The organism is Bradyrhizobium sp. URHC0002 (assembly GCF_054059515.1).
Window position 1 is genome coordinate 6,186,437 of the sequence record NZ_JBSSCF010000001.1, and the last position, 19,159, is coordinate 6,205,595.

Below are 19,159 nucleotides of genomic sequence, written 5' to 3' on the forward strand. Positions count from 1 at the left end.
TCGAGCTGATCGTCAGCCCGTCGTGATCGCGGTCTCCATGTCGGACGGATCAACCTGCTTGTTCAGATTGGCGTGCAGCTTGTCCTTGTCGAGTTCGCCTTCCCACCACGACACCACCACGCAGGCGACGCCGTTGCCGCACAGATTGGTCAGCGCGCGGCACTCGCTCATGAACTTGTCGATGCCGAGAACGATGGCCATGCCCGGCACCAGCCGCGGATCGACCACGGCGAGCGTCGCGGCCAGCGTGATGAAGCCGGCACCGGTAATGCCGGACGCCCCCTTGGAGGTCAGCATCGCCACCAGGAGGATGGTGATTTGCTGGCCGAACGTTAGATCGAAGCCAAGCGCCTGCGCAATGAACAGGGTCGCCAGCGTCATGTAGATATTGGTGCCGTCGAGGTTGAACGAATAGCCGGTCGGCACCACGAGGCCTACCACCGACTTGGAGCAGCCGAGCCGTTCGAGCTTTTCCATCAAGGAGGGCAGCGCGCTTTCCGAGGACGAGGTGCCAAGCACGATCAAGAGCTCGTCCTTGATGTAGGCGAGGAACTTGAAGATCGAGAAACCGACCATCCGCGCAATTACGCCGAGCACCACGAACACGAACAGCGCCGCGGTGACGTAGAAGGTCGCGATCAGGCCCATCAGGTTCAGGATCGCGCCGGTTCCGAACCTGCCGATGGTGAACGCCATCGCGCCGAACGCGCCGATCGGGGCTGCCTTCATCACGATGGCGATGACGCCGAAAACGCCATGGGCGGCATCGTCGATGAAGGCGCGCAGCGTATGGCCGCGCTCGCCGAGACCCATCAGCGCAAAGCCGAACAGGATCGAAAACAGCAGGACCTGGAGGATTTCGCCCTGGGCGAAGGCGCCGACGACGGTATCGGGAATGATATGCAGGAAGAAATCGACGCTCTTCTGCGCTTCCGCCTGCTTGGCATAGCCGGCTACCGCCTGCGCGTTCGCCATGGCGCCGCCGAAACCCGCGCCGGGCCTGACCACATTACCGACGATAAGACCGATCACCAGCGCGAAGGTGGAGACCACCTCGAAATAGACCAGCGCCTTGATGCCGATCCGACCGACCTTTTTGGCATCTTGTATATGCGCGATGCCGGATACCACCGTGCAGAAGATGATCGGCGCGATCACCATCTTGATCAGCTTGATGAAGCCTTCGCCGAGCGCCTTGATCCAGTCGTTGGTCGCGAGCGCAGGCCACAGCCAGCCGAACAGCGCGCCGACCACGATCGCAATCAAGACTTGAACGTAGAGAACCCGATACCAGGGCTTTGCTGCACTCGCGGGCGCTTCAGCCGCAATCGTTGCCGCCATGACGTTTACTCCCCGTCCGTATCGCGGACCGGTCACGCACGCGCCAATCCGTCGCACGTAGCCAAAATCCTTTAGCCAACGGAGTCAATGGTGTTGCGTCGACGCGACTTGTCTAACCGCGCGCGTCGAAAATTCGCCGGATCGCCGGCACGAGTGCCGCGCCGAGCGCATTCTTGATCAAGGACGCCGCGATGAACGGCGCAATGCCGACCAGCCACGCCTTTTCGACGCCGAGTTTCATGCCGAACGCAAGCCAACCAAATCCGGCGGCGAGAATCAGAATGTGTCCGAACGCCATCGCCACGAACAGCCGGAGCACCGATCGATCCCAACCGCGCTCGCTCAGCCATCCCGTCACGAAGGCCGCCGCCACGAAGCCGAAGAGATATCCGGCCGTCGGACCGATCAACGGCGCAAGGCCGCCCACCGGGCCTGCGAATACCGGAAATCCAATGGCCCCCTCGGCCAGATAGGCCATGAGCGTAACGCTGCCGAGCCGCCAGCCGTAGGCCGCGCCGATCACCAGCACGGCCAGTGTCTGCAGCGTCATCGGCACATAGGGCAACGGCAGATTGAACTTGGCCGACAAGGTCAGCAGCGCCGTCCCCAGCGCGACCAGGATCACGCTGCGCAACAGACCCGACGATCCATCAGCACGATGCGGCCACAGCAGGGCGGCGAGCGGGAAATGCGACGGCACAACAGCTTCAGGCATGGTTCTGGTGGACACGGATGGCTCCCGATTTTCAGATATGTATGATTTGGATGATTGACCGGTCGGTACTAACCGAGCCACCGCGCGATGCGCGTCACCGCTTCACGCATCTCGTCGGCCGAGCGCGCGTAGGAGAAGCGAATGAAGCTGCGGCCGTGGATCGGATCGAAATCGACGCCCGGCGTTGCCGCCACATGCGCCTTCTCCAGCATGCGGCCGGCAAATTCGAAACTGTCGGCGGTGAAATCCGAAACATCGGCGTAGAGGTAGAAGGCGCCGTCCGCGGGCAGGAACTTGCTGAGGCCGGCCTTCGGCAGTCCCTCGATCAGGATGCGGCGGTTCTCCTGATAGCCGCGCTTGATCGCTTCCATCTCTTCGCGGCCTTCGAATGCCGCTTCGGCCGCGATCTGCGACAGCGTCGGCACCGAGATCGACAGGTTCTGCTGCAGCCGTTCGATCGGCCGCACCAAAGGCTCCGGCACTACCATCCAGCCGACCCGCCAGCCGGTCATGCAGAAATATTTCGAGAACGAGTTGATCACGAGCGCATGTGGCGAAAGCTCCGCGGCCGTCACCGCCGGAAACGCATAGTCGAGGCCATGATAGATCTCGTCGGAAATGAAGCGGATGCCCGCGCCTTCCGCCGCGTTGATCAGGCCGGTGAGCGCCTCGCGCGACATCATCGTTCCCGTCGGATTGGCGGGGCTGCCGACCAGCACGCCCTTCAGCGGCGCCTTGCGATGCGCGGCCAGCAACGCTTCGCCCGTCAGCGCATGCCGCGTCGCACTCGATGTCTCGATCAGCACCGGCTCGCAGCCGAGCGCCGTCAGGATATGCCGGTATGGCGGATAGCCCGGCACCGTGACCGCCACCCGGTCGCCCGGCTCGAACATCGACAGAAACGCCAGGATGAAACCGCCGGACGAGCCGGTCGTGATCACAATGCGCTCGGGATCGACCGCACAGCCGTAAGTATCGCGGTAGTGTTTTGCGATTCGCGCGCGCAGCGTGGGAATGCCGAGCGCGGACGTGTAATCGATCCGCGCCGCATCGAGCGCGGCATGCGCGGCCGCGATTGCGACTTGCGGCGCCGACGCCGCCGGCTGCCCCACTTCCATGTGGATGACATTGCCGCCGGCCGCCTCGATGCGGGCCGCGGCCGCCATCACGTCCATCACCATGAAGGGCGGAACGTCGCTCCGTGCCGAGGGGGTCAGTAGCGCCGTTGCGCGGTCTCTAAGTGTCGATTCCAGCATCGATATCTGCTATTTGCACGGGCCGCGGCCGAATTCAGGTTCCGAACCGGCTACCGCCCCAGACTGGCCGTATTCGGTGGCTTGTTATAGCGTTTTCCAGCGAAGGGATACCGGGTTCGCGTAGCAATACCCCGGGGTTCACGCAGTGATACCCGGGGTTCACGCGTGATACCTTGGCTCGGGTGAAAGAAACACGTTGAAACAACAAACCAGGACCCGTTTCTGATCGAACCGGAAACCGAACCGGGCGTCCGGCAGATCCGGACCCATCGCCAATCGCCAAAGATCGCTCATGCTGCTCCGCATCACCTTACGCAAGAAGCCACTGAAGTTGACCGCGCTCATGGCGGCTGTCGCACTTGCCGTTGCGCCGATGGCGGCTGTGGCGCAGGAGAACAAGGGCCCACCGGTGCTCCGCGACACCGAGACGGAGCAGTTGCTGCGCGAATATACGCGGCCGATCCTGCGCGCCGCCGGCCTGGAAAAACACAACATCCAGATGGTGATCATCAACCAGGGCGTTTTCAACGCCTTCGTTGCCGACGGCCGCCGCATCTTCGTGAACTACGGAGCGATCCTGCAGTCGGAGACGCCGAACCAGATTATCGGCGTGATGGCGCACGAGACCGGCCATCTTGCCGGCGGCCATCTCGCCAAGATGCGCGAGCAGATGGCGCAGGCCCAGACGCAGATGATCATTGCCATGCTGCTCGGCGCCGGCGCGATGGTGGCGGGCGCGAAGAGCGGCGGCAGCAACAGCGGCTTGTCGAACGCCGGAGCGGCCATGTTCTCCGCACCGGGAGAAGTGATCCGCCGCAACCTGCTGTCTTACGTGCGCCAGCAGGAGGAGAACGCCGACAAGGCCGGCGTGAAGTTTCTGAACGCCACCGGCCAGTCCTCCCGGGGCATGTACGAGACCTTCAAGCGCTTCACCGACGAGAGCCTGTTTGCGGCGCGCGGCGCGGATCCCTACGTTCAGTCGCATCCGATGCCGGCCCAGCGCGTCTCCGCGCTCGAAGAACTGGCGCGATCGAGCCCTTACTGGGACAAGAAGGACGACGCTGCCCTGCAGCTGCGCCACGACATGGCGCGCGCCAAGATCTCGGCCTTCATGGAGCGACAGGAGACCGTGTACCGGCGCTATCCGTTGTCCAACAACAGCCTGCCCGCGCGCTATGCCCACGCCATCTCGACCTATCTGCACGGCGACCTGCGCAGCGCGCTCGCCCAGATTGACGCCCTGATCCAGCAGCAGCCCAACAATCCGTATTTCTACGAGGTGCGCGGCCAGGCGCTGCTGGAGGGCGGCAAGCCGCAGGAGGCGATTGCCCCGTTGCGCAAGGCGGTCGCGCTCTCCAACAGCGCGCCGCTCGTCGAGATGCTGCTCGGTCAGGCCCTCGTGGCAACCGGCAACAACGCCTACACCGACGAGGCGATCGCCATCCTGCGCGCGGCGGTTGCGCGCGAGACCGAAGCGCCGATCGGCTACATGCAGCTCGCAATGGCCTATGGCCGCAAGGGCGATTACGCGCAGGCCGATCTGGCATCGGCCCAGGCCGCCTACCTTCGCGGCGACAACAAGACGGCACGCGATCTTGCATCGCGCGCGAAAACGCGCTTCGCCATCGGAACGCCCGGGTGGGTCAAGGCTGACGACATTGTGAGCGCCAAGCCGCTGCCGGGCCAGAAGAGCAACTAGAAATCAGCCGCGTTCGGCTATAATCGGACTTGATCACCAACGACTTGGTCACCCGCGACCAGGATATTCTCCAGGAGCCGGCCTTCAGCAGAATTGCCCGGGAACCGCATAAGGATTTACCGATGCCCTCGTTCCGTCTTCTCATTCCCGCATTGTTCGCTCTGGCGCTCTGCGGCGCGCCGATGTCCGCTTCCGCGCAGAGCTTCAGCGACACCCAGCGCGGCGACATCGAGACCATCGTCCGGAATTACCTGATCGCACACCCCGAAGTGCTCGAAGAGGCGATGGCCGAACTCAGCAAGCGTCAGGCCGCGGCCGAAGCTGCCAAGCACGCCTCCGGCGTCGCCGACAATGCGGACGCGATCTTCAACTCGCCGCGCAACGTCACGCTCGGCAACAAGGACGGCGACGTCACGTTCGTCGAGTTCTTCGATTACAATTGCGGCTACTGCAAGCGCGCGATGACCGACATGATGGAGCTGATGAAGGCTGATCCGAAGCTGAAGGTCGTGCTCAAGGAATTTCCTGTGCTGAGCGCGGGATCGGTCGAAGCCGCCCAGGTCGGCGTCGCGGTGCGCATGCAGGATCCGACCGGCAAGAAATATCTCGACTTCCATCAGAAACTGCTTACCGGCCGCGGCGCCGCCGACAAGGCGCGCGCGATGGCCGTTGCCAAGGAAGTCGGCCTCGATATGGCGAAGCTGGAGAAGGACCTCTCGAGCGCCGAAGTGCGCAACACGCTCGAGGAAAATTTCAAGCTCGCCGAGGCGATGGGCATGAACGGCACGCCAAGCTACGTGATCGGCAAGCAGGTTGTGATCGGCGCGGTCGGCGTCGAAAGTCTGCGGGAAAAGATCGGCAACGCCCGTTGCGGCAAGGCGACGTGCTGAAACAGCGCCTTACGCTTCAACGATCGATACGAAAGGCCGGCGCAACAGCCGGCCTTTTTGTTTGAGGCTTTCTCTGGCGCGACGGTTCATTCCGCATTCACAAAACAAAGTCGGCCGAACCACCAATGTTCCGGAACATCGCGCAATTCCTTTCGTTGTCGGTCGGGCAATGCAGAAACACGTGAGGAGACATCGTAATGACTAATCGCTTTTTGATTTCGGTCGCCGCGGCGGCCCTGATTGCCGGAACCGGCTTTGCGAATGCGCAGGGTGCCGCACCGGGATCAGCAGGTTCCACGGCGCAGCAGAGCGCGCCTTCTTCTGACCGCGGCGGTGCCTCGTCGGGCGGCGCAATGCAACGCGATAGCGGCCCGTCCGGCATGAAGGGCGCCGAGAAGGGTGCGGAGCCTGGCTCAAAGGCCTCGGACTCGTCCGACAAGATGGCCCCGAGCAAGAGCGCTCAGGACAGCAACCGGATGCAGGGCGAGAAGTCCAAGAGCATGCATTCCGAGACCGACTCGACCAAGGATTCGGCCAAGGGCAGCAAGGAAATGAAGGCCGAGGGTCACGACAGCAAGACCGGCAACACGAACGCCCAAACCAAGGGCACGACCGACACCAAGTCGGGCGCCGCTGCAAGCGACACCAAGTCGCCGACCACGACGGGCAACGCCGCGACAACAGCGACTGCTGCCCCGCCGGCCGAGAAGCGCACCCAGATCGTCTCCGCCATCCGGTCGGAGAAGATCCAGGAAACCACCAACGTGAACTTCAACGTTTCGGTCGGCACCGTGGTGCCCACCGGCGTTCGCTTCCACCCGCTTCCGCCCCGGATCGTCGAGATCTATCCGGAGTGGCGTGGTTACGAGGTGATCCTGGTGCACGGCCGCTACGTCATCGTCCGTCCGCAGACCCACGAGATCGTCTACATCATCGAGGGTTAACGCGTTCGGGTCGCAGCTTCGCTGAGAAGCAATCGGGGGTGGGCAGAGATGCCCACCCCTTTTTCTTGGCCCCTCGTCCAAAAATTGGTTAACGAACGATTTCCATAGGTTCCACGCGGCTTTTCACGAACTGGATGAGGCATTTGGGCGGCATTCCGGCAGGCCGGAAGGCTTCCCCTTCGCCGCGTTGTTACCTATAACCCCGCGACCTGCCCCGCCCCTCTTTGCTGGAATCCGGATGGCCCAAGGAAGCGCCCAAGCCTCTGCCGCGACGATCTATGTCCTCAACGGCCCGAACCTCAACATGCTGGGGATACGGGAGCCGGAAAAGTATGGCCATGCGTCGCTCGCCGATGTCGAAAAGCTGTGCGTGGAAGCCGCAGCGCAATTCGGTTTGAAGGCCGATTGCCGCCAGTCCAACCGCGAAGGCGAATTGATCGACTTCATCCACGAGGCGCATGCCAAAAAGGTGGTCGGCATCATCATCAACGCCGGCGGCTATTCGCACACCTCGATCGCGTTGCACGATGCGCTGGTCGCGGTAAAAATCCCGACAGTGGAAGTGCATATCAGCAACATCCACGCCCGCGAGAGCTTCCGTCATCATTCCTACACGGCCATGGCCGCCTTTGCCTCGCTCTGCGGCTTCGGCATCGATGGCTATCGGCTCGCAATCAATGGCCTTGCCGCCAAACTCGGCGCCAAGGCCAAATCCTGACTTCAAAACCTGACATCGAACGACACCACACCTGACGCTTAAGCCGTCACCCACATCGAGAATTCCGGATCAAGAGCATGGCCCGCCAGCCCGACAACAAGTCAGCGGACAAATCAGCCGCAAACCTGAAGAGCGACGACAGCGCGCTCATTCGCGAACTCGCGCTGCTGCTGGATGAGACCAGCCTGACCGAGATCGAAATCGAGCGCGCCGGCTTGCGGGTGCGTGTCGCGCGCAACATCACCGTGTCGGCAGCGATGCCGGCTGGCTTCCAGCCAATGGGTGCCGCGGCAGCCGTCTCCGCCGCACCGGCAGCGGCCGCCGATCTCGCCAAGCATCCAGGCGCGGTCCCCTCGCCGATGGTCGGTACCGCCTATTGGTCGCCCGAGCCCGGCGCCAAGCCGTTCATCGAGGTAGGCAGCAAGGTATCGGCCGGGCAAACTCTGCTGATCATCGAAGCGATGAAGACGATGAACCAGATCCCGTCGCCACGCGCGGGCACGGTGACGCAAATTCTCGTCGAGGACGGCCAGCCGGTCGAATTCGGCGAGCCGCTCGTGATCATTGAATAAGTTCGTCAACGTCAGGCGCTGCGATGTTCGATAAGATTCTGATAGCCAATCGCGGCGAGATCGCGCTCCGCGTGCTACGCGCGTGCAAAGAGCTCGGCATCAACACCGTCGCGGTGCATTCCACCGCCGACGCCGACGCCATGCATGTTCGGCTCGCCGACGAGAGCGTCTGCATCGGGCCGCCGCCGTCAAAGGATTCCTATCTCAACATCCCCGCACTGCTCGCGGCCTGTGAGATCACGGGCGCCGATGCCGTGCATCCCGGCTACGGCTTCCTGTCGGAGAACGCCCGCTTCGCCGAAATCCTTGCCGAGCACAATCTGCATTTCATCGGCCCGAAGGCCGAGCATATCCGCCTGATGGGCGACAAGATCGAGGCCAAGAAGACCGCCAAGCGTCTCGGCATCCCGGTCGTGCCCGGCTCCGATGGCGCGGTCACGCCCGACGACGACGCTATGGCGATCGGCAAGGCGATCGGCTTCCCCGTGCTGGTGAAGGCTGCCGCCGGCGGCGGCGGACGCGGCATGAAGGTGGCGCGCACCGCCGACGAGCTGATGATGGCGCTGTCGACCGCATCCAACGAGGCCAAGTCGGCCTTCGGCGACGCTTCGGTCTATCTCGAAAAATACCTGCAGAAGCCGCGCCACATCGAGATCCAGATTCTCGGCGACGGCCGCGGCGGCGCCATCCATCTCGGCGAGCGCGACTGTTCGCTGCAGCGCCGTCACCAGAAGGTCTGGGAAGAAGGCCCGTCGCCGGTTCTCGCCGCCGCCGCCCGCGCCAGGATCGGCGAAACATGTGCCAAGGCGATGCGGGACATGAAATATCTCGGCGTCGGCACCATCGAATTTCTCTATGAGGATGGCGAGTTCTACTTCATCGAGATGAACACCCGCATCCAGGTCGAGCATCCCGTCACCGAGAGCATCACCGACATCGACCTCGTGCTGGAGCAGATCCGCATTGCCGCCGGCGGCGACCTGCCCGCGAAGCAGGAAGAGATCGCCATCATCGGGCATGCCATCGAATGCCGCGTCAATGCGGAGAACCCGCAGACCTTCCGCCCGTCACCCGGCAGGATCACGCAATTCCACCCGCCTGGCGGGCTCGGCGTGCGGATCGATTCGGCCGTTTATCAAGGCTACGTCATTCCGCCTTATTACGACTCACTGGTCGGCAAGCTGATCGTGCACGGCAAGACCCGCGCCGAATGCCTGATGCGGCTGCGCCGGGCGCTTGACGAGATGGTGGTCGACGGGATCGAAACCACCCTGCCGCTGTTCCGGGCGCTGGTCCGGGAGGCCGATATCATCAATGGCGACTACCACATCCACTGGCTCGAGCAGTATCTCGCCGGCCAGCCGGTGGACGGCAAGACCTGAACGAGAACGCCGCGTCCCGAACATGAAAAAATCCTGATGCCGGAATGGAACCTGCTGTTTCCACCGGCGTTGATGACGGCTGGATCCCTTCTGGCAGGGTGGGATTATTCCGTTTCATGACGACCATTGTGACCGCTGAGGCTCAGCGCCGACGACGCGCCTTGGGACAAATCCTGCTGCTCGCCACGGCGTTTTTGGTGCTGGTGGCGATCAGCGCGACCTCCGTGGTGCTGGTCAACGAAGCCCGAAAAGACAGCGCATTGGTGGTTCATACCGTCGAGGTGGAAAATCACATCAATCTACTGCTGCTCGAAGTACGTCGGGCCGAGAGCAACGCGCGCGGCTACCTGCTCACTTCAGGACCTGAATTCCTAAGCGCCCATGAGGCCGCGGTGGCGAACGTCCTTCCCGTCCTGGAGCAGTTGACGCAGTCGATCAGCGACAATCCCGTTCAGGTCGAGCTTTCGAAGAAATTGCGGTCGGCAATCGAAATTCGGTTGAAGCAATTCGAGACGGAAATGAACCTCGTCAAACAGGGCGAGACCGCCAAGGCCACCGCTCTGGTCCGTGAAGCCGCTGCAGGCAATTTCAATACCACGATCCGCGACGGGGCGCAGTCGATGCGAGCCGAGGAAGATCGGCTGTTCATAATGCGTACTGCAACCGCCGACCGCACCCAGCAACTGGCCTCGCTCGTGACGGTAACGGGCTCGGGCCTCGTGATCGCGCTGGCGGGCATCGCGATCTTCCTGGTCCAGCGTTCGTCGCGCGCGCGCGACCAGGCGGACGCCAGGCTGCGAGACAGTCATGTCAACCTCGAGGCCACGATCGACGAGCGCACCGCCGACCTGCGCGAAGCCAATGACGAGATCCAGCGCTTCGCCTACATCGTCAGCCACGACCTGCGCTCGCCGCTGGTGAACATCATGGGTTTCACCAGCGAGCTGGAGGAATTGCGCGGCGACATCTTCAAGCGGATCGCAGCGCTTTCCCGCGAGCAGTCCGCCGCACCGTCAGCGCCGGAAAACGCCACCGATACCGCCGAACCCGTGCTCGAAGGCTCCGACAAGCAGCTTTCGGAAGATTTCTCCGAGGCGCTCAGCTTCATCAAATCGTCGATCGGCAAGATGGACCGGCTGATATCGGCGATCCTCAGTCTCACCCGCGAAGGGCGGCGCGAGTTCGAGCCGGTCTGGATCGATACCAAGGGGCTAATCGAGGGTGTCGTGACCACCGTGGCGCACCAGGCTGCGGAAGCCCAGGCCGAGATCCGGATCGACGCGCTGCCGAATATCGTCAGCGATCGCCTTGCGCTGGAGCAGATCTTCTCCAATCTGATCGACAATGCGCTCAAATACCTCAAGACCGGAGTCCCCGGCGAAATCTCGGTGCGCGGCCGCACCAAGCTCGGTTTTGCGATTTTCGAGATAGCGGACAATGGACGCGGCATCGATCCCAAAGACCATCAGCGCATTTTCGAATTGTTCCGCCGCGCCGGAACCCAGGACAAACCGGGACAGGGCATCGGCCTTGCCCATGTCCGCGCGTTGGTGCGTCGCCTGGGAGGCACCATGTCGGTCGCGTCGGAACTTCACCAGGGCAGCACATTCACGATTACGCTGCCTATCAATTGGCCAATCGCTAACCGGAACACACGGACATGACAAATCCCGTCACTATCATCATGATCGAGGACGATGAGGGCCATGCCCGCCTGATCGAGCGGAATATCCGCCGATCCGGTGTCAGCAATGAGATAATCCCGTTCACCAACGGTACAGCCGCGCTAGACTACCTGTTTGGCAAGGATGGAACGGGCCTGGACCATAAAGGCAACGCGCTCCTGATCCTGCTCGATCTCAACTTGCCCGACACGACCGGCATCGACATTCTGAAGCGGGTCAAGGAAAACAGATATCTCAAGGCTACGCCGGTCGTGGTGCTGACCACGACCGATGATTCCCACGAGATCAAGCGCTGCTACGAACTCGGTTGCAACGTCTACATTACCAAGCCCGTGAACTACGAAAGCTTCGCCAACGCCATTCGCCAGCTCGGTCTGTTCTTCTCCGTCATTCAGGTCCCCCCGGCCGCCATATGAAACCCGCGACGCCGACACTGCTGTACATCGATGACGACGCCGGCCTCGCCCGGCTGGTCGACCGCGGCCTGACGCGGGCAGGCTTCAAGGTCGTCCACGCGGCGGGCGGCGAGCAGGGGTTGGCGCGGCTGGCGCAAGGCGACATCGATGTGATTGCGCTCGACCAGTACATGCCGGGCCTCGATGGTCTCGAAACGCTGGAACGGATCATGGCGACCCCGAATGCGCCGCCGGTCGTGTTCGTCACGGCCTCGCAGGATTCGGCGATCGCCGTCACGGCGCTGAAGGCCGGCGCCGCCGACTATCTGGTCAAGGACGTCAGGGGCGATTTCATTCCGCTGCTCCAGGTCGCCGTCAACGGCGCCCTGCGGCAGGCCGAGCTGCAGCGCGCCCGCGACGAGGCCGAAGCCGAGGTTCACCGCTCGCGCGACCGCTATGCGGCGCTCGCCGCCGAACGCGAAGTGCTGCTGCGCGAAGTCAACCATCGCGTCGGCAACTCCTTGCAGATCATCGCCTCACTGCTGCATTTGCAGGCCAATTCGACCACCCAGGACGACGTCAAGGCGGCGCTGACCAATGCGATGGGCCGCGTCGCCGCGGTCGCCCAGGTGCATCGCCGCCTCTACACCTCGCACGATCTCAAGAGCGTGTTGCTGAACCAGTATCTCGAAGCCCTGCTGGAAGACCTCCGGCGTTCGGCCGAAGGCAACAAGATGTCACGGCTGACGCTCACGGCCGAACCGATCGAGATCGACCCGGACCGCGCGGTGGCGATCGGCATCATCGTCAACGAGCTGGTGATGAACGCCGTCAAGTACGCCTATCCCGACGGCGCCGGGCCCATTCACGTCGAGCTGAAGCCTGAGGGCGAGGACATCATGGTCGCGATCGCAGACGACGGCGTCGGTCTCAACGCCAAGGCCGATCCGCGCTCCACCGGTATGGGACAACGCATCGTGACCGCGATGGCCGCCAAACTGGACGCCAGTGCCGAGCGCGATCCCAACCATCACGGCACCAGGATCGTACTGCGCTTCCGCCGCGTCCCGGCGGCGGCGCCGAAATCGACCAACGCCGCGGCAGGCTAGTCTTGGACTTTTCGACGGTGCGTCCTAACTGTCCGTGCAGATGTACGCCGTGGTATCATGGCCCCGGCTTCATGCCGCGGGAGACGAACCATGAAGAAGGTTGCCGTTAGAATTGGCCTGATCGCACTTTCTAGCGCTGTTGTGGTCACTTCTGGTGTTGCATTGGCGCAGTCGCCTCCAGTCCCGGCAACCAATTCGGCTCCGGCGTTCAGCGTCTTGGTGGGCCGGTGGACGAGGACTCAAGGACCCTATGTAATCAGTATCGATGCGGTCGATGACAGCGGCAGGCTTGACGCTAGCTATGCCAACCCAAAGCCGCTGCCCTTCTACCGAGCAGAAGCGACCCGGGATGGCAACGCACTAAAGCTATACTTTGAATTGCGCGCTGCGGGCTATGGCGGGTCAACCTACACGCTCAACTATGATGCTGCCAGCGACAGCCTGAGAGGCGTCTACGACCAGGTTGTCGTAAAGCAAAAGTTCGACGTGGTCTTCAACCGTACGAAGTGACGGGCTGGCTCTCTGCGCGCAGGCCTATTATGCTGAGAAATGGATCCCGATTGGCGAGAAAGCGGCTACGGCCAATTGAGGGGGCATCACGGGTAGAGCATGGACAGACTTTCAAAGCGCGATTGGCTGGTAATCTCTTTGTTCGTATTCGTCACGTTAGGGACGGCACTTGTCATCCTGAATTGGCTGATTGGTTGGTACTAGCAAGCCACCCAAGTTAGCTTCCCCGGAATAATGCAGGCAACCTGACGGCCGTTGTGGCGCGTATCGATCCAGATCTCGGTGCCTGCTTCAGCTCCAGTAGCCTTGGATTTCTAGCGCTGGATTTACGCTGAACCGCTCGGCGTCGCCGCCTCGATCGCGCGTGCGGCGGCGACGAGAACGTCCGCCACCTCGATCGCGCGACGAGGACTTAGCCTGTTTCGTATGGCGGAGAGCGTGATTGCGGCGGCGGGCTGGCCGTCCGGCGTCCGTATCCAGGCTGAAATTGACTTCGTTCCCTGCACGAGGCCGACATCACGCAAATTGTAGCCACGGCGGCGTGCAAGCTGGATCTGGCCGAGTACGGTGGCCGTATCGGTTCGGTAGGCGCCAAATCTTGTTTCGTTGGCGAACACGATCTTGCGTGCCTCCGCAGAAGGCATGGCAGCCAGTATCGCCACCCCTGCGCTGCTGACGCCCAGCGGACGCCGCACACCGACCTCAATCGACAATACCTGGATCGGATAGCCGCCGATGCGACGCGCCACGCACAGGGTGTCGAGCCCGGTGCGCACCGTGAGAAACAGCGTATCGCCGAGTTGCGCCGACGCCTCCGCGAGATGCGGTTCGGCTGCAATCAGCAATGGCGAACGCGAGGGACGCGCCAGCGCCAGTTCGGGCACCTGGCGGCCGACGACGTAATTTCCCGTTCGCTCGCTGCGCTCGACAATCCCCTCCTCGATCAGCACATGCACGATGCGATGCACCGTCGGGCGGGCGAGCGAGGTCGCATGCACGATCTCAGCCAGGGGTACGCCTCTTTCCCCGCCAACCGCGAGCGTCCGCAGCACCGCCACCGCCCGGCGGATCGCCTGCCCGCCCTGCCGCGGCCCTCGCGCGCGCCCCCTTAACCGGCCGTTTGTCATACGCGTTGTCCGCTGTCCACAATGTGGACAGAAACACCACAATTTAGTCGACAGTGGAAGGGGCACGCGCAACATCGCGGCGCGGAACAATAAATGCGCATGCCGCTGGGACGGGGCTCGCGCAAAACAAGAATGTAGCGGCCGATGTGCCGCTTTTCGGGAGAATGCGATGAAATTTTTCGCGATCGCAGGCGTCGCCGTATCGGTACTGTCAGCGCTAACCCTGAACACGCCGGCCGACGCCCAGCAATGGCCGGCGCGGCAGGTGCGCCTGATCGTCCCTTATCCGGCAGGCGGCAATGTCGACAGCGCGGCGCGCGTCATCGCCGACAGGCTGCAGGCGAAGCTGGGCCAACCCTTCATCGTGGAAAACAAGGCCGGTGCAGGCGGCCTGATCGCCGGCGAGGCGTTCGCGAAAATGGCTCCCGACGGTTACGCCTTGTTCGTCGGCGCCAACGGCCCGGTACTGTTCGCGCCCGAAATCGCCAAGCGCGAGGCCTATAACTGGAAGCGGGATTTCGTCCCCATCACCTCGATCACGATGACGCCGCTGGTGCTCGAAGTGCATCCCTCGGTGGCAGCCAAGGATCTGAACGAATTCATCGCGCTTGCCCGCCGCGATCCCGGCAAGCTGACGATGGCCTCCCCCGGCCAGGGCACCACCAACCATCTGCTCAGCGAGCTGATGCAGTCGACGCTCGGCCTGGAATGGCTGACGGTGCATTACCGCGGCAACGCCCCTGCCCTCAACGACCTGATCGGCGGTCAGGTGCAATTCGCCCTCGACCAGATCTCGGTCGGTTTGCCCTCCATCAAGAGCGGCATGCTGCGCCCGCTTGCCGTCACCGGCAGCCACCGCGCCTCCTGGCTTCCGGATGTCCCGACCTTCACCGAACTCGGCTACAAGGAATTTGACGGCCAGACCTTCACCGGCCTGTTCGCGCCTGCGCGCACGCCGGACGAGATCGTGACCAAGCTCCACGATACCCTCGCGGAGATCCTGAAAGATCCCGCCATCGTCGAGAAGTTCAACGCGCTCGGCGCCGAGGCCGTGGCGATGACGCCGGCGGATTTCACCAGCTATCTCGAACGCGAAGATGCCAAGTGGATTCCGGTGGTCCGCAAGGCGAACATCAAGGCTGACTGATCCATGCAGATCGATCCCGGCGATCTCGGCGCGGAGCGGATCTACCGGCTGATGACCGGCATCGTGGTGCCGCGTCCGATCGCCTGGGTGACGAGCCTGTCGCGCAAGGGCGTGCTCAACCTCGCCCCGTTCAGCGCCTTCACCTTCGTCTCGCAGAAGCCGCCGATGCTGGCCATCAGCGTCGGCCGCAAGGGCCCCGACTACAAGGATACGGCGCACAACATCCTCGACACCGAGGAGTACGTCATCCACATCGCCGATACGCCGCTGATGGGTGCGGTGCATGACAGTTCGGTCGAGCATCCGCCCGAAGTCAGCGAGGTCGAAGAGCTCGACCTGGAAACGCGTCCCAGCGAGCGCATCAAGGTGCCCCGGCTCGCCGCCGCGCCGGTCGCGATGGAATGCGTGTTTCGGCAATGTCTCGAATTCGGCGAGGCGCGCAGCCGGCTCATCGTCGGCGAGGTCGTGATGTTCCACATCCGCGACGGTCTCGTGAACAACGGCAAGGTCGAGACCGAAGCGCTCGACCCGATCGCCCGCATCGGTGGGCCCCGCTACGCCCGGCTCGGCGAGATCGTGACGCTACGCGGCGTCTTCCAAACCCCGAAATCGACCGATTAGCGGTGGCAGCAACCCGTAGCGAGCTTGCTGACGTCGGACGCAGATCGAAGCAGAATTCTCGAAGAGGACGACCATGCGACTGGTGAGTTATCTGGTGGAAGGAAAGCCGCGTTTCGGCGCGGCCGTGGCCGGCGGCGTGGTCGACCTCACCCAACAGTTAGGCCCGGACCTTCGGAGCCTGATCGCCAGGGACGGCCTGGAAGTTGCGCGCCAAATGGTCGCCGACCTCAAGCCGAGCCATGCGCTCGACGATCTCGTACTGCTGCCGCCGATTCCGAACCCGGAAAAACTCTGGTGCATCGGCGTCAACTACAAAGACCGCAACGCCGAGTACAAGGACAATTCGGACCTGCCGAAATATCCGAGCCTGTTTGTCCGCAACCCCTCCTCCGTCGTTGGCTCCGGTCAGCCGATCGAAAAGCCGAGGATTTCCGAACAGCTCGACTACGAGGGCGAGCTTGTCATCGTGATCGGCAAGGAAGGACGGCACATCCCCCGCGAGCGCGCCTTCGAACACATCTTCGGCATGACGCTGTGCAACGAAGGCAGCGTGCGCGACTGGCTGCACCACGGCAAGTTCAACGTTACGCAAGGCAAGAATTTCGACCGCTCAGGCAGCATCGGGCCGTGGATCGTCACCTCGGACGAATGCGATCCGCGCGGACCTCATGAAATTATTACCCGCGTCAATGGCGAGGTGCGCCAGAGCGATTCCACCGAGCGGCTGATGTTTCCGTTCGATTGCCTGATCGCCTACCTCTCCACCTTCGCCACCCTGAAACCCGGCGACATGATCGCGACTGGCACCCCGACCGGGGCCGGCGCCCGGTTCACACCGCCACGCTGGCTCAAGCCAGGCGACATCGTCGAGGTGGAATCCAAAGGGATCGGCCTCCTCCGCAACACCGTGACGGAGGAGCAATAGCCCATGCTCGATCAACAAACCGTCGAACGGCTGGCGCAGCGCCTGGATGACGCCGAACGCAGCAAGTCGCTGATACCTGCGTTCACGCGCGAATATCCTGATCTCACGATCGAAGACGCCTACGCCATTCAGCGCGCCTGGACGAGGTTGCAGCTCTCCCGCGGCCGCATCGTCAAGGGCCATAAAATTGGCCTGACATCGAAAGCGATGCAGAACGCCGTCGGCATTTCCGAGCCGGACTATGGCGTGCTGTTCGCCGACATGTTCTATCCGGATGCATCGCCGATCCCGTTCGACCGTTTCCACGCGCCCCGTATCGAGGTCGAACTGGCCTTCGTGCTGAAGACGCCGCTGGAAGGTCCCGAGTGCACGCTGTTCGACGTGCTCAACGCCACCGACTACGTCACGCCGGCGCTGGAAATCCTGGAGACGCGGATGCATCGCGTCGATCCCGAGACCAAGGCGCCGCGGAAGGTGATGGACACCATTTCCGACAATGCCGCGAACGCGGCACTGGTCGTCGGTGGCCGCCCCATTCGCCCGCTCGATTTCGATCTGCGCTGGATTGGCGCGCTGTTGTTTCGCAACGGCCAGATCGAGGAGACCGGCATCGCCGCCGGCGTTCTCAATCATCCCGCCAACGGCGTGGCCTGGCTCGCCGACCGGCTGGCCGCCCAGGGCGAGTTTCTCGACGCCGGCGAAGTGGTGCTGGCGGGATCGTTTACACGCCCGGTCGACATCATCAGGGGCGACACGTTTCATGCCGATTACGGCCAGTTCGGATCGGTGTCCTGCCAGTTCGTCTGAACAAGAAACGTCTGAGGGAGAGAAGCGATGACAAGGCGCAAGAGCATTCATATCGGCGAGTTCAAGCACGCCAATCCCATTCCCAATGCCTGCCGCATCGGCAATCTCCTGATGTCGGGCGTCATCCTTGGCCGCGACCCCGCGACCGGCAAGATGCCGGAAAAGATCGAGGACCAGTGCGCCAACATGTTCGGCCACATGAAGGCGATCGTGGAAGCCGGCGGCGGGGCGACCTCCGACATCATCAAGATGACGGTGTGGTTGCAGGATCGCACCCAGCGCGCGCCGGTAAACACCGAATGGTTGAAAATGTTTCCCGACGAGCATTCCCGCCCCGCCCGCCATGCGCTGCAGATGGACATGGAAAACGGCGCGCTCGTGCAATGCGATTTCACCGCCGTGATCGGCTGATCGCGACCAGTCAAGGAACCTGACATGCCGACCTATCTCCCCTTCGATCCGAACCCGCGCCGCCCCTCAAAACTGCCGCCGGCAAAAAGCATCGACAGCCAGTTTCACGTACTGGGCCCGCTGGACAAATATCCGGTACGGCCGGGTGCGGCCTACCAGATGCCGACCGCGACCTGGGAGGCCGCGCTTCGCGTCCACAAGGCGCTCGGCATTGAACGCGGCATCATCGTGCAGACCACGACCTATGGCGCCGATCATTCCGTGGTGCTCGACGCCCTCGCGGCGATGGGGCCGAACTATCGCGCTTGCGCCAATGCGCTGGTGTTTGCCGAAGCCGACGATGCCTATCTTGCCAAACTGAACGACGCCGGCGTGCGCGGCGCCCGCTTCAGTTTCCGGCAGGAACTGGGCGCGGTGCTCTCGGACAAGGATTTTGCGCGAGCGATCGCGCGGATGCGCGAACTCGGCTGGTACGTAAAGATCCAGCCGGAGAAGGACGGCATCGTCTCCAGCGCCGCCAAATACGAAAACCTCGACCTGCCGGTGCTGATCGACCACATGGCCCGCCCCGACCCCGTGCGCGGCAAGGAAGACCCGAACTTGCAGAAGATGCTGGAGCTTCTGTCGAAGGGCAATTTCTGGGTGATGCTGTCGCTCGGCGAAAAGACGTCGAAAAAAGGCCCGCCCTGGGACGACGTTATCCCGATCGCGCGCGCCTATATCGAAGCCGCCCCCGACCGTTGCGTCTGGGCCAGCGACTGGCCGCATCCGGTTTCGGTGGTGCAGCCGCCCAACGACGCCGACCTGCTCGAAGTGCTCTATCGCTACGCGCCTGACGAGGCCGAGTTGCGGAAGATCCTGGTGACAAATCCGGCCAGGCTGTTCGGCTACGAGGACTAGGATCG

At 62.9% G+C, this 19,159-nt stretch carries 20 protein-coding genes; 16 read left to right on the plus strand and 4 right to left on the minus strand.

Going from position 1 to position 19,159, the window contains the following annotated elements; translation table 11 throughout:
* Nucleotides 1–12: 12 nt before the first annotated feature.
* The 3 genes from ACVWVY_RS30200 to ACVWVY_RS30210 all read right to left on the minus strand — a co-directional run bounded on the left by ACVWVY_RS30200 (nucleotide 13) and on the right by ACVWVY_RS30210 (nucleotide 3,312).
* On the minus strand, nucleotides 13–1,341 hold the full coding sequence (locus ACVWVY_RS30200; RefSeq protein WP_456629789.1) for a dicarboxylate/amino acid:cation symporter: 1,329 nt from the start codon (nucleotides 1,339–1,341) through the stop codon (nucleotides 13–15).
* Nucleotides 1,342–1,453: 112 nt separating this feature from the next.
* The gene (locus tag ACVWVY_RS30205) at nucleotides 1,454–2,071 is read right to left on the minus strand and encodes a biotin transporter BioY (RefSeq protein ID WP_456629790.1); all 618 of its coding nucleotides are present in this window, start codon (nucleotides 2,069–2,071) and stop codon (nucleotides 1,454–1,456) included.
* A gap of 53 nt (nucleotides 2,072–2,124) precedes the next feature.
* Entirely contained in the window at nucleotides 2,125–3,312 is a 1,188-nt protein-coding gene (locus tag ACVWVY_RS30210; RefSeq protein ID WP_456629791.1) for a pyridoxal phosphate-dependent aminotransferase, read from the minus strand.
* Nucleotides 3,313–3,604: 292 nt separating this feature from the next.
* On the opposite strand from ACVWVY_RS30210, the gene ACVWVY_RS30215 reads away from it, so the two are divergent.
* The 10 genes from ACVWVY_RS30215 to ACVWVY_RS30260 all read left to right on the plus strand — a co-directional run bounded on the left by ACVWVY_RS30215 (nucleotide 3,605) and on the right by ACVWVY_RS30260 (nucleotide 13,216).
* Nucleotides 3,605–5,011 (plus strand): M48 family metalloprotease, encoded by a 1,407-nt coding sequence (locus ACVWVY_RS30215; protein WP_456629792.1) that lies wholly within the window; start codon nucleotides 3,605–3,607, stop codon nucleotides 5,009–5,011.
* Nucleotides 5,012–5,133: 122 nt separating this feature from the next.
* Nucleotides 5,134–5,901 (plus strand): DsbA family protein, encoded by a 768-nt coding sequence (locus tag ACVWVY_RS30220; protein ID WP_456629793.1) that lies wholly within the window; start codon nucleotides 5,134–5,136, stop codon nucleotides 5,899–5,901.
* Between the two features lie 197 nt (nucleotides 5,902–6,098).
* A complete protein-coding gene (locus ACVWVY_RS30225) occupies nucleotides 6,099–6,845 on the plus strand; it encodes a DUF1236 domain-containing protein (protein ID WP_456629794.1) in 747 nt (248 codons plus the stop codon).
* Nucleotides 6,846–7,083: 238 nt separating this feature from the next.
* Entirely contained in the window at nucleotides 7,084–7,563 is a 480-nt protein-coding gene (gene aroQ / locus ACVWVY_RS30230) for a type II 3-dehydroquinate dehydratase (RefSeq protein WP_456629795.1), read from the plus strand.
* Nucleotides 7,564–7,640: 77 nt separating this feature from the next.
* A complete protein-coding gene (gene accB, locus ACVWVY_RS30235) occupies nucleotides 7,641–8,135 on the plus strand; it encodes an acetyl-CoA carboxylase biotin carboxyl carrier protein (protein ID WP_456629796.1) in 495 nt (164 codons plus the stop codon).
* Nucleotides 8,136–8,158: 23 nt separating this feature from the next.
* Nucleotides 8,159–9,517 (plus strand): acetyl-CoA carboxylase biotin carboxylase subunit, encoded by a 1,359-nt coding sequence (gene accC / locus ACVWVY_RS30240; protein ID WP_456629797.1) that lies wholly within the window; start codon nucleotides 8,159–8,161, stop codon nucleotides 9,515–9,517.
* A 116-nt stretch (nucleotides 9,518–9,633) separates the two neighbouring features.
* The gene (locus ACVWVY_RS30245; RefSeq protein ID WP_456629798.1) at nucleotides 9,634–11,181 is read left to right on the plus strand and encodes a sensor histidine kinase; all 1,548 of its coding nucleotides are present in this window, start codon (nucleotides 9,634–9,636) and stop codon (nucleotides 11,179–11,181) included.
* The gene (locus ACVWVY_RS30250) at nucleotides 11,178–11,618 is read left to right on the plus strand and encodes a response regulator (RefSeq protein ID WP_456629799.1); all 441 of its coding nucleotides are present in this window, start codon (nucleotides 11,178–11,180) and stop codon (nucleotides 11,616–11,618) included. The genes ACVWVY_RS30245 and ACVWVY_RS30250 overlap by 4 nt, the downstream gene beginning before the upstream one ends.
* On the plus strand, nucleotides 11,615–12,706 hold the full coding sequence (locus tag ACVWVY_RS30255) for a sensor histidine kinase (protein ID WP_456629800.1): 1,092 nt from the start codon (nucleotides 11,615–11,617) through the stop codon (nucleotides 12,704–12,706). Before ACVWVY_RS30250 ends, ACVWVY_RS30255 begins: the two co-directional genes overlap by 4 nt.
* A gap of 90 nt (nucleotides 12,707–12,796) precedes the next feature.
* Entirely contained in the window at nucleotides 12,797–13,216 is a 420-nt protein-coding gene (locus tag ACVWVY_RS30260) for a hypothetical protein (protein ID WP_456629801.1), read from the plus strand.
* Nucleotides 13,217–13,542: 326 nt separating this feature from the next.
* Here ACVWVY_RS30260 and ACVWVY_RS30265 read toward each other — a convergent pair whose 3' ends face one another.
* Complete coding sequence (locus tag ACVWVY_RS30265) at nucleotides 13,543–14,343, minus strand: IclR family transcriptional regulator (protein ID WP_456629802.1); 801 nt, start codon at nucleotides 14,341–14,343, stop codon at nucleotides 13,543–13,545.
* A gap of 169 nt (nucleotides 14,344–14,512) precedes the next feature.
* On the opposite strand from ACVWVY_RS30265, the gene ACVWVY_RS30270 reads away from it, so the two are divergent.
* The 6 genes from ACVWVY_RS30270 to ACVWVY_RS30295 all read left to right on the plus strand — a co-directional run bounded on the left by ACVWVY_RS30270 (nucleotide 14,513) and on the right by ACVWVY_RS30295 (nucleotide 19,154).
* Complete coding sequence (locus ACVWVY_RS30270) at nucleotides 14,513–15,490, plus strand: Bug family tripartite tricarboxylate transporter substrate binding protein (RefSeq protein ID WP_456629803.1); 978 nt, start codon at nucleotides 14,513–14,515, stop codon at nucleotides 15,488–15,490.
* Between the two features lie 3 nt (nucleotides 15,491–15,493).
* Entirely contained in the window at nucleotides 15,494–16,111 is a 618-nt protein-coding gene (locus tag ACVWVY_RS30275) for a flavin reductase family protein (RefSeq protein ID WP_456629804.1), read from the plus strand.
* Between the two features lie 73 nt (nucleotides 16,112–16,184).
* Nucleotides 16,185–17,036: a fumarylacetoacetate hydrolase family protein gene (locus ACVWVY_RS30280; protein WP_456629805.1), complete on the plus strand. Its 852-nt coding sequence runs from the start codon at nucleotides 16,185–16,187 to the stop codon at nucleotides 17,034–17,036.
* A gap of 3 nt (nucleotides 17,037–17,039) precedes the next feature.
* On the plus strand, nucleotides 17,040–17,843 hold the full coding sequence (gene hpaH, locus ACVWVY_RS30285; RefSeq protein WP_456629806.1) for a 2-oxo-hept-4-ene-1,7-dioate hydratase: 804 nt from the start codon (nucleotides 17,040–17,042) through the stop codon (nucleotides 17,841–17,843).
* A gap of 27 nt (nucleotides 17,844–17,870) precedes the next feature.
* Complete coding sequence (locus ACVWVY_RS30290) at nucleotides 17,871–18,254, plus strand: RidA family protein (RefSeq protein ID WP_456629807.1); 384 nt, start codon at nucleotides 17,871–17,873, stop codon at nucleotides 18,252–18,254.
* 24 nt (nucleotides 18,255–18,278) lie between these two features.
* Nucleotides 18,279–19,154 carry an amidohydrolase family protein gene (locus tag ACVWVY_RS30295; protein WP_456629808.1) on the plus strand — a complete coding sequence of 292 codons (876 nt, stop codon included), beginning with the start codon at nucleotides 18,279–18,281 and terminating at the stop codon, nucleotides 19,152–19,154.
* The last annotated feature ends 5 nt before the right edge of the window (nucleotides 19,155–19,159 follow it).

What these genes read in the sequence shown, in the direction of transcription:
- ACVWVY_RS30250 (WP_456629799.1), top strand. Translation starts at nt 11,178, where the DNA reads ATGACAAATCCCGTCACTATCATCATGATCGAGGACGATGAGGGCCAT.
- ACVWVY_RS30295 (WP_456629808.1), top strand. Translation starts at nt 18,279, where the DNA reads ATGCCGACCTATCTCCCCTTCGATCCGAACCCGCGCCGCCCCTCAAAA.
- hpaH (WP_456629806.1), top strand. Translation starts at nt 17,040, where the DNA reads ATGCTCGATCAACAAACCGTCGAACGGCTGGCGCAGCGCCTGGATGAC.
- ACVWVY_RS30200 (WP_456629789.1), bottom strand. Translation starts at nt 1,341, where the DNA reads ATGGCGGCAACGATTGCGGCTGAAGCGCCCGCGAGTGCAGCAAAGCCC.
- ACVWVY_RS30260 (WP_456629801.1), top strand. Translation starts at nt 12,797, where the DNA reads ATGAAGAAGGTTGCCGTTAGAATTGGCCTGATCGCACTTTCTAGCGCT.
- ACVWVY_RS30275 (WP_456629804.1), top strand. Translation starts at nt 15,494, where the DNA reads ATGCAGATCGATCCCGGCGATCTCGGCGCGGAGCGGATCTACCGGCTG.
- ACVWVY_RS30220 (WP_456629793.1), top strand. Translation starts at nt 5,134, where the DNA reads ATGCCCTCGTTCCGTCTTCTCATTCCCGCATTGTTCGCTCTGGCGCTC.
- accC (WP_456629797.1), top strand. Translation starts at nt 8,159, where the DNA reads ATGTTCGATAAGATTCTGATAGCCAATCGCGGCGAGATCGCGCTCCGC.
- ACVWVY_RS30225 (WP_456629794.1), top strand. Translation starts at nt 6,099, where the DNA reads ATGACTAATCGCTTTTTGATTTCGGTCGCCGCGGCGGCCCTGATTGCC.
- accB (WP_456629796.1), top strand. Translation starts at nt 7,641, where the DNA reads ATGGCCCGCCAGCCCGACAACAAGTCAGCGGACAAATCAGCCGCAAAC.
- ACVWVY_RS30265 (WP_456629802.1), bottom strand. Translation starts at nt 14,343, where the DNA reads ATGACAAACGGCCGGTTAAGGGGGCGCGCGCGAGGGCCGCGGCAGGGC.
- ACVWVY_RS30270 (WP_456629803.1), top strand. Translation starts at nt 14,513, where the DNA reads ATGAAATTTTTCGCGATCGCAGGCGTCGCCGTATCGGTACTGTCAGCG.
- ACVWVY_RS30245 (WP_456629798.1), top strand. Translation starts at nt 9,634, where the DNA reads ATGACGACCATTGTGACCGCTGAGGCTCAGCGCCGACGACGCGCCTTG.
- ACVWVY_RS30255 (WP_456629800.1), top strand. Translation starts at nt 11,615, where the DNA reads ATGAAACCCGCGACGCCGACACTGCTGTACATCGATGACGACGCCGGC.
- ACVWVY_RS30280 (WP_456629805.1), top strand. Translation starts at nt 16,185, where the DNA reads ATGCGACTGGTGAGTTATCTGGTGGAAGGAAAGCCGCGTTTCGGCGCG.
- aroQ (WP_456629795.1), top strand. Translation starts at nt 7,084, where the DNA reads ATGGCCCAAGGAAGCGCCCAAGCCTCTGCCGCGACGATCTATGTCCTC.
- ACVWVY_RS30210 (WP_456629791.1), bottom strand. Translation starts at nt 3,312, where the DNA reads ATGCTGGAATCGACACTTAGAGACCGCGCAACGGCGCTACTGACCCCC.
- ACVWVY_RS30290 (WP_456629807.1), top strand. Translation starts at nt 17,871, where the DNA reads ATGACAAGGCGCAAGAGCATTCATATCGGCGAGTTCAAGCACGCCAAT.
- ACVWVY_RS30215 (WP_456629792.1), top strand. Translation starts at nt 3,605, where the DNA reads ATGCTGCTCCGCATCACCTTACGCAAGAAGCCACTGAAGTTGACCGCG.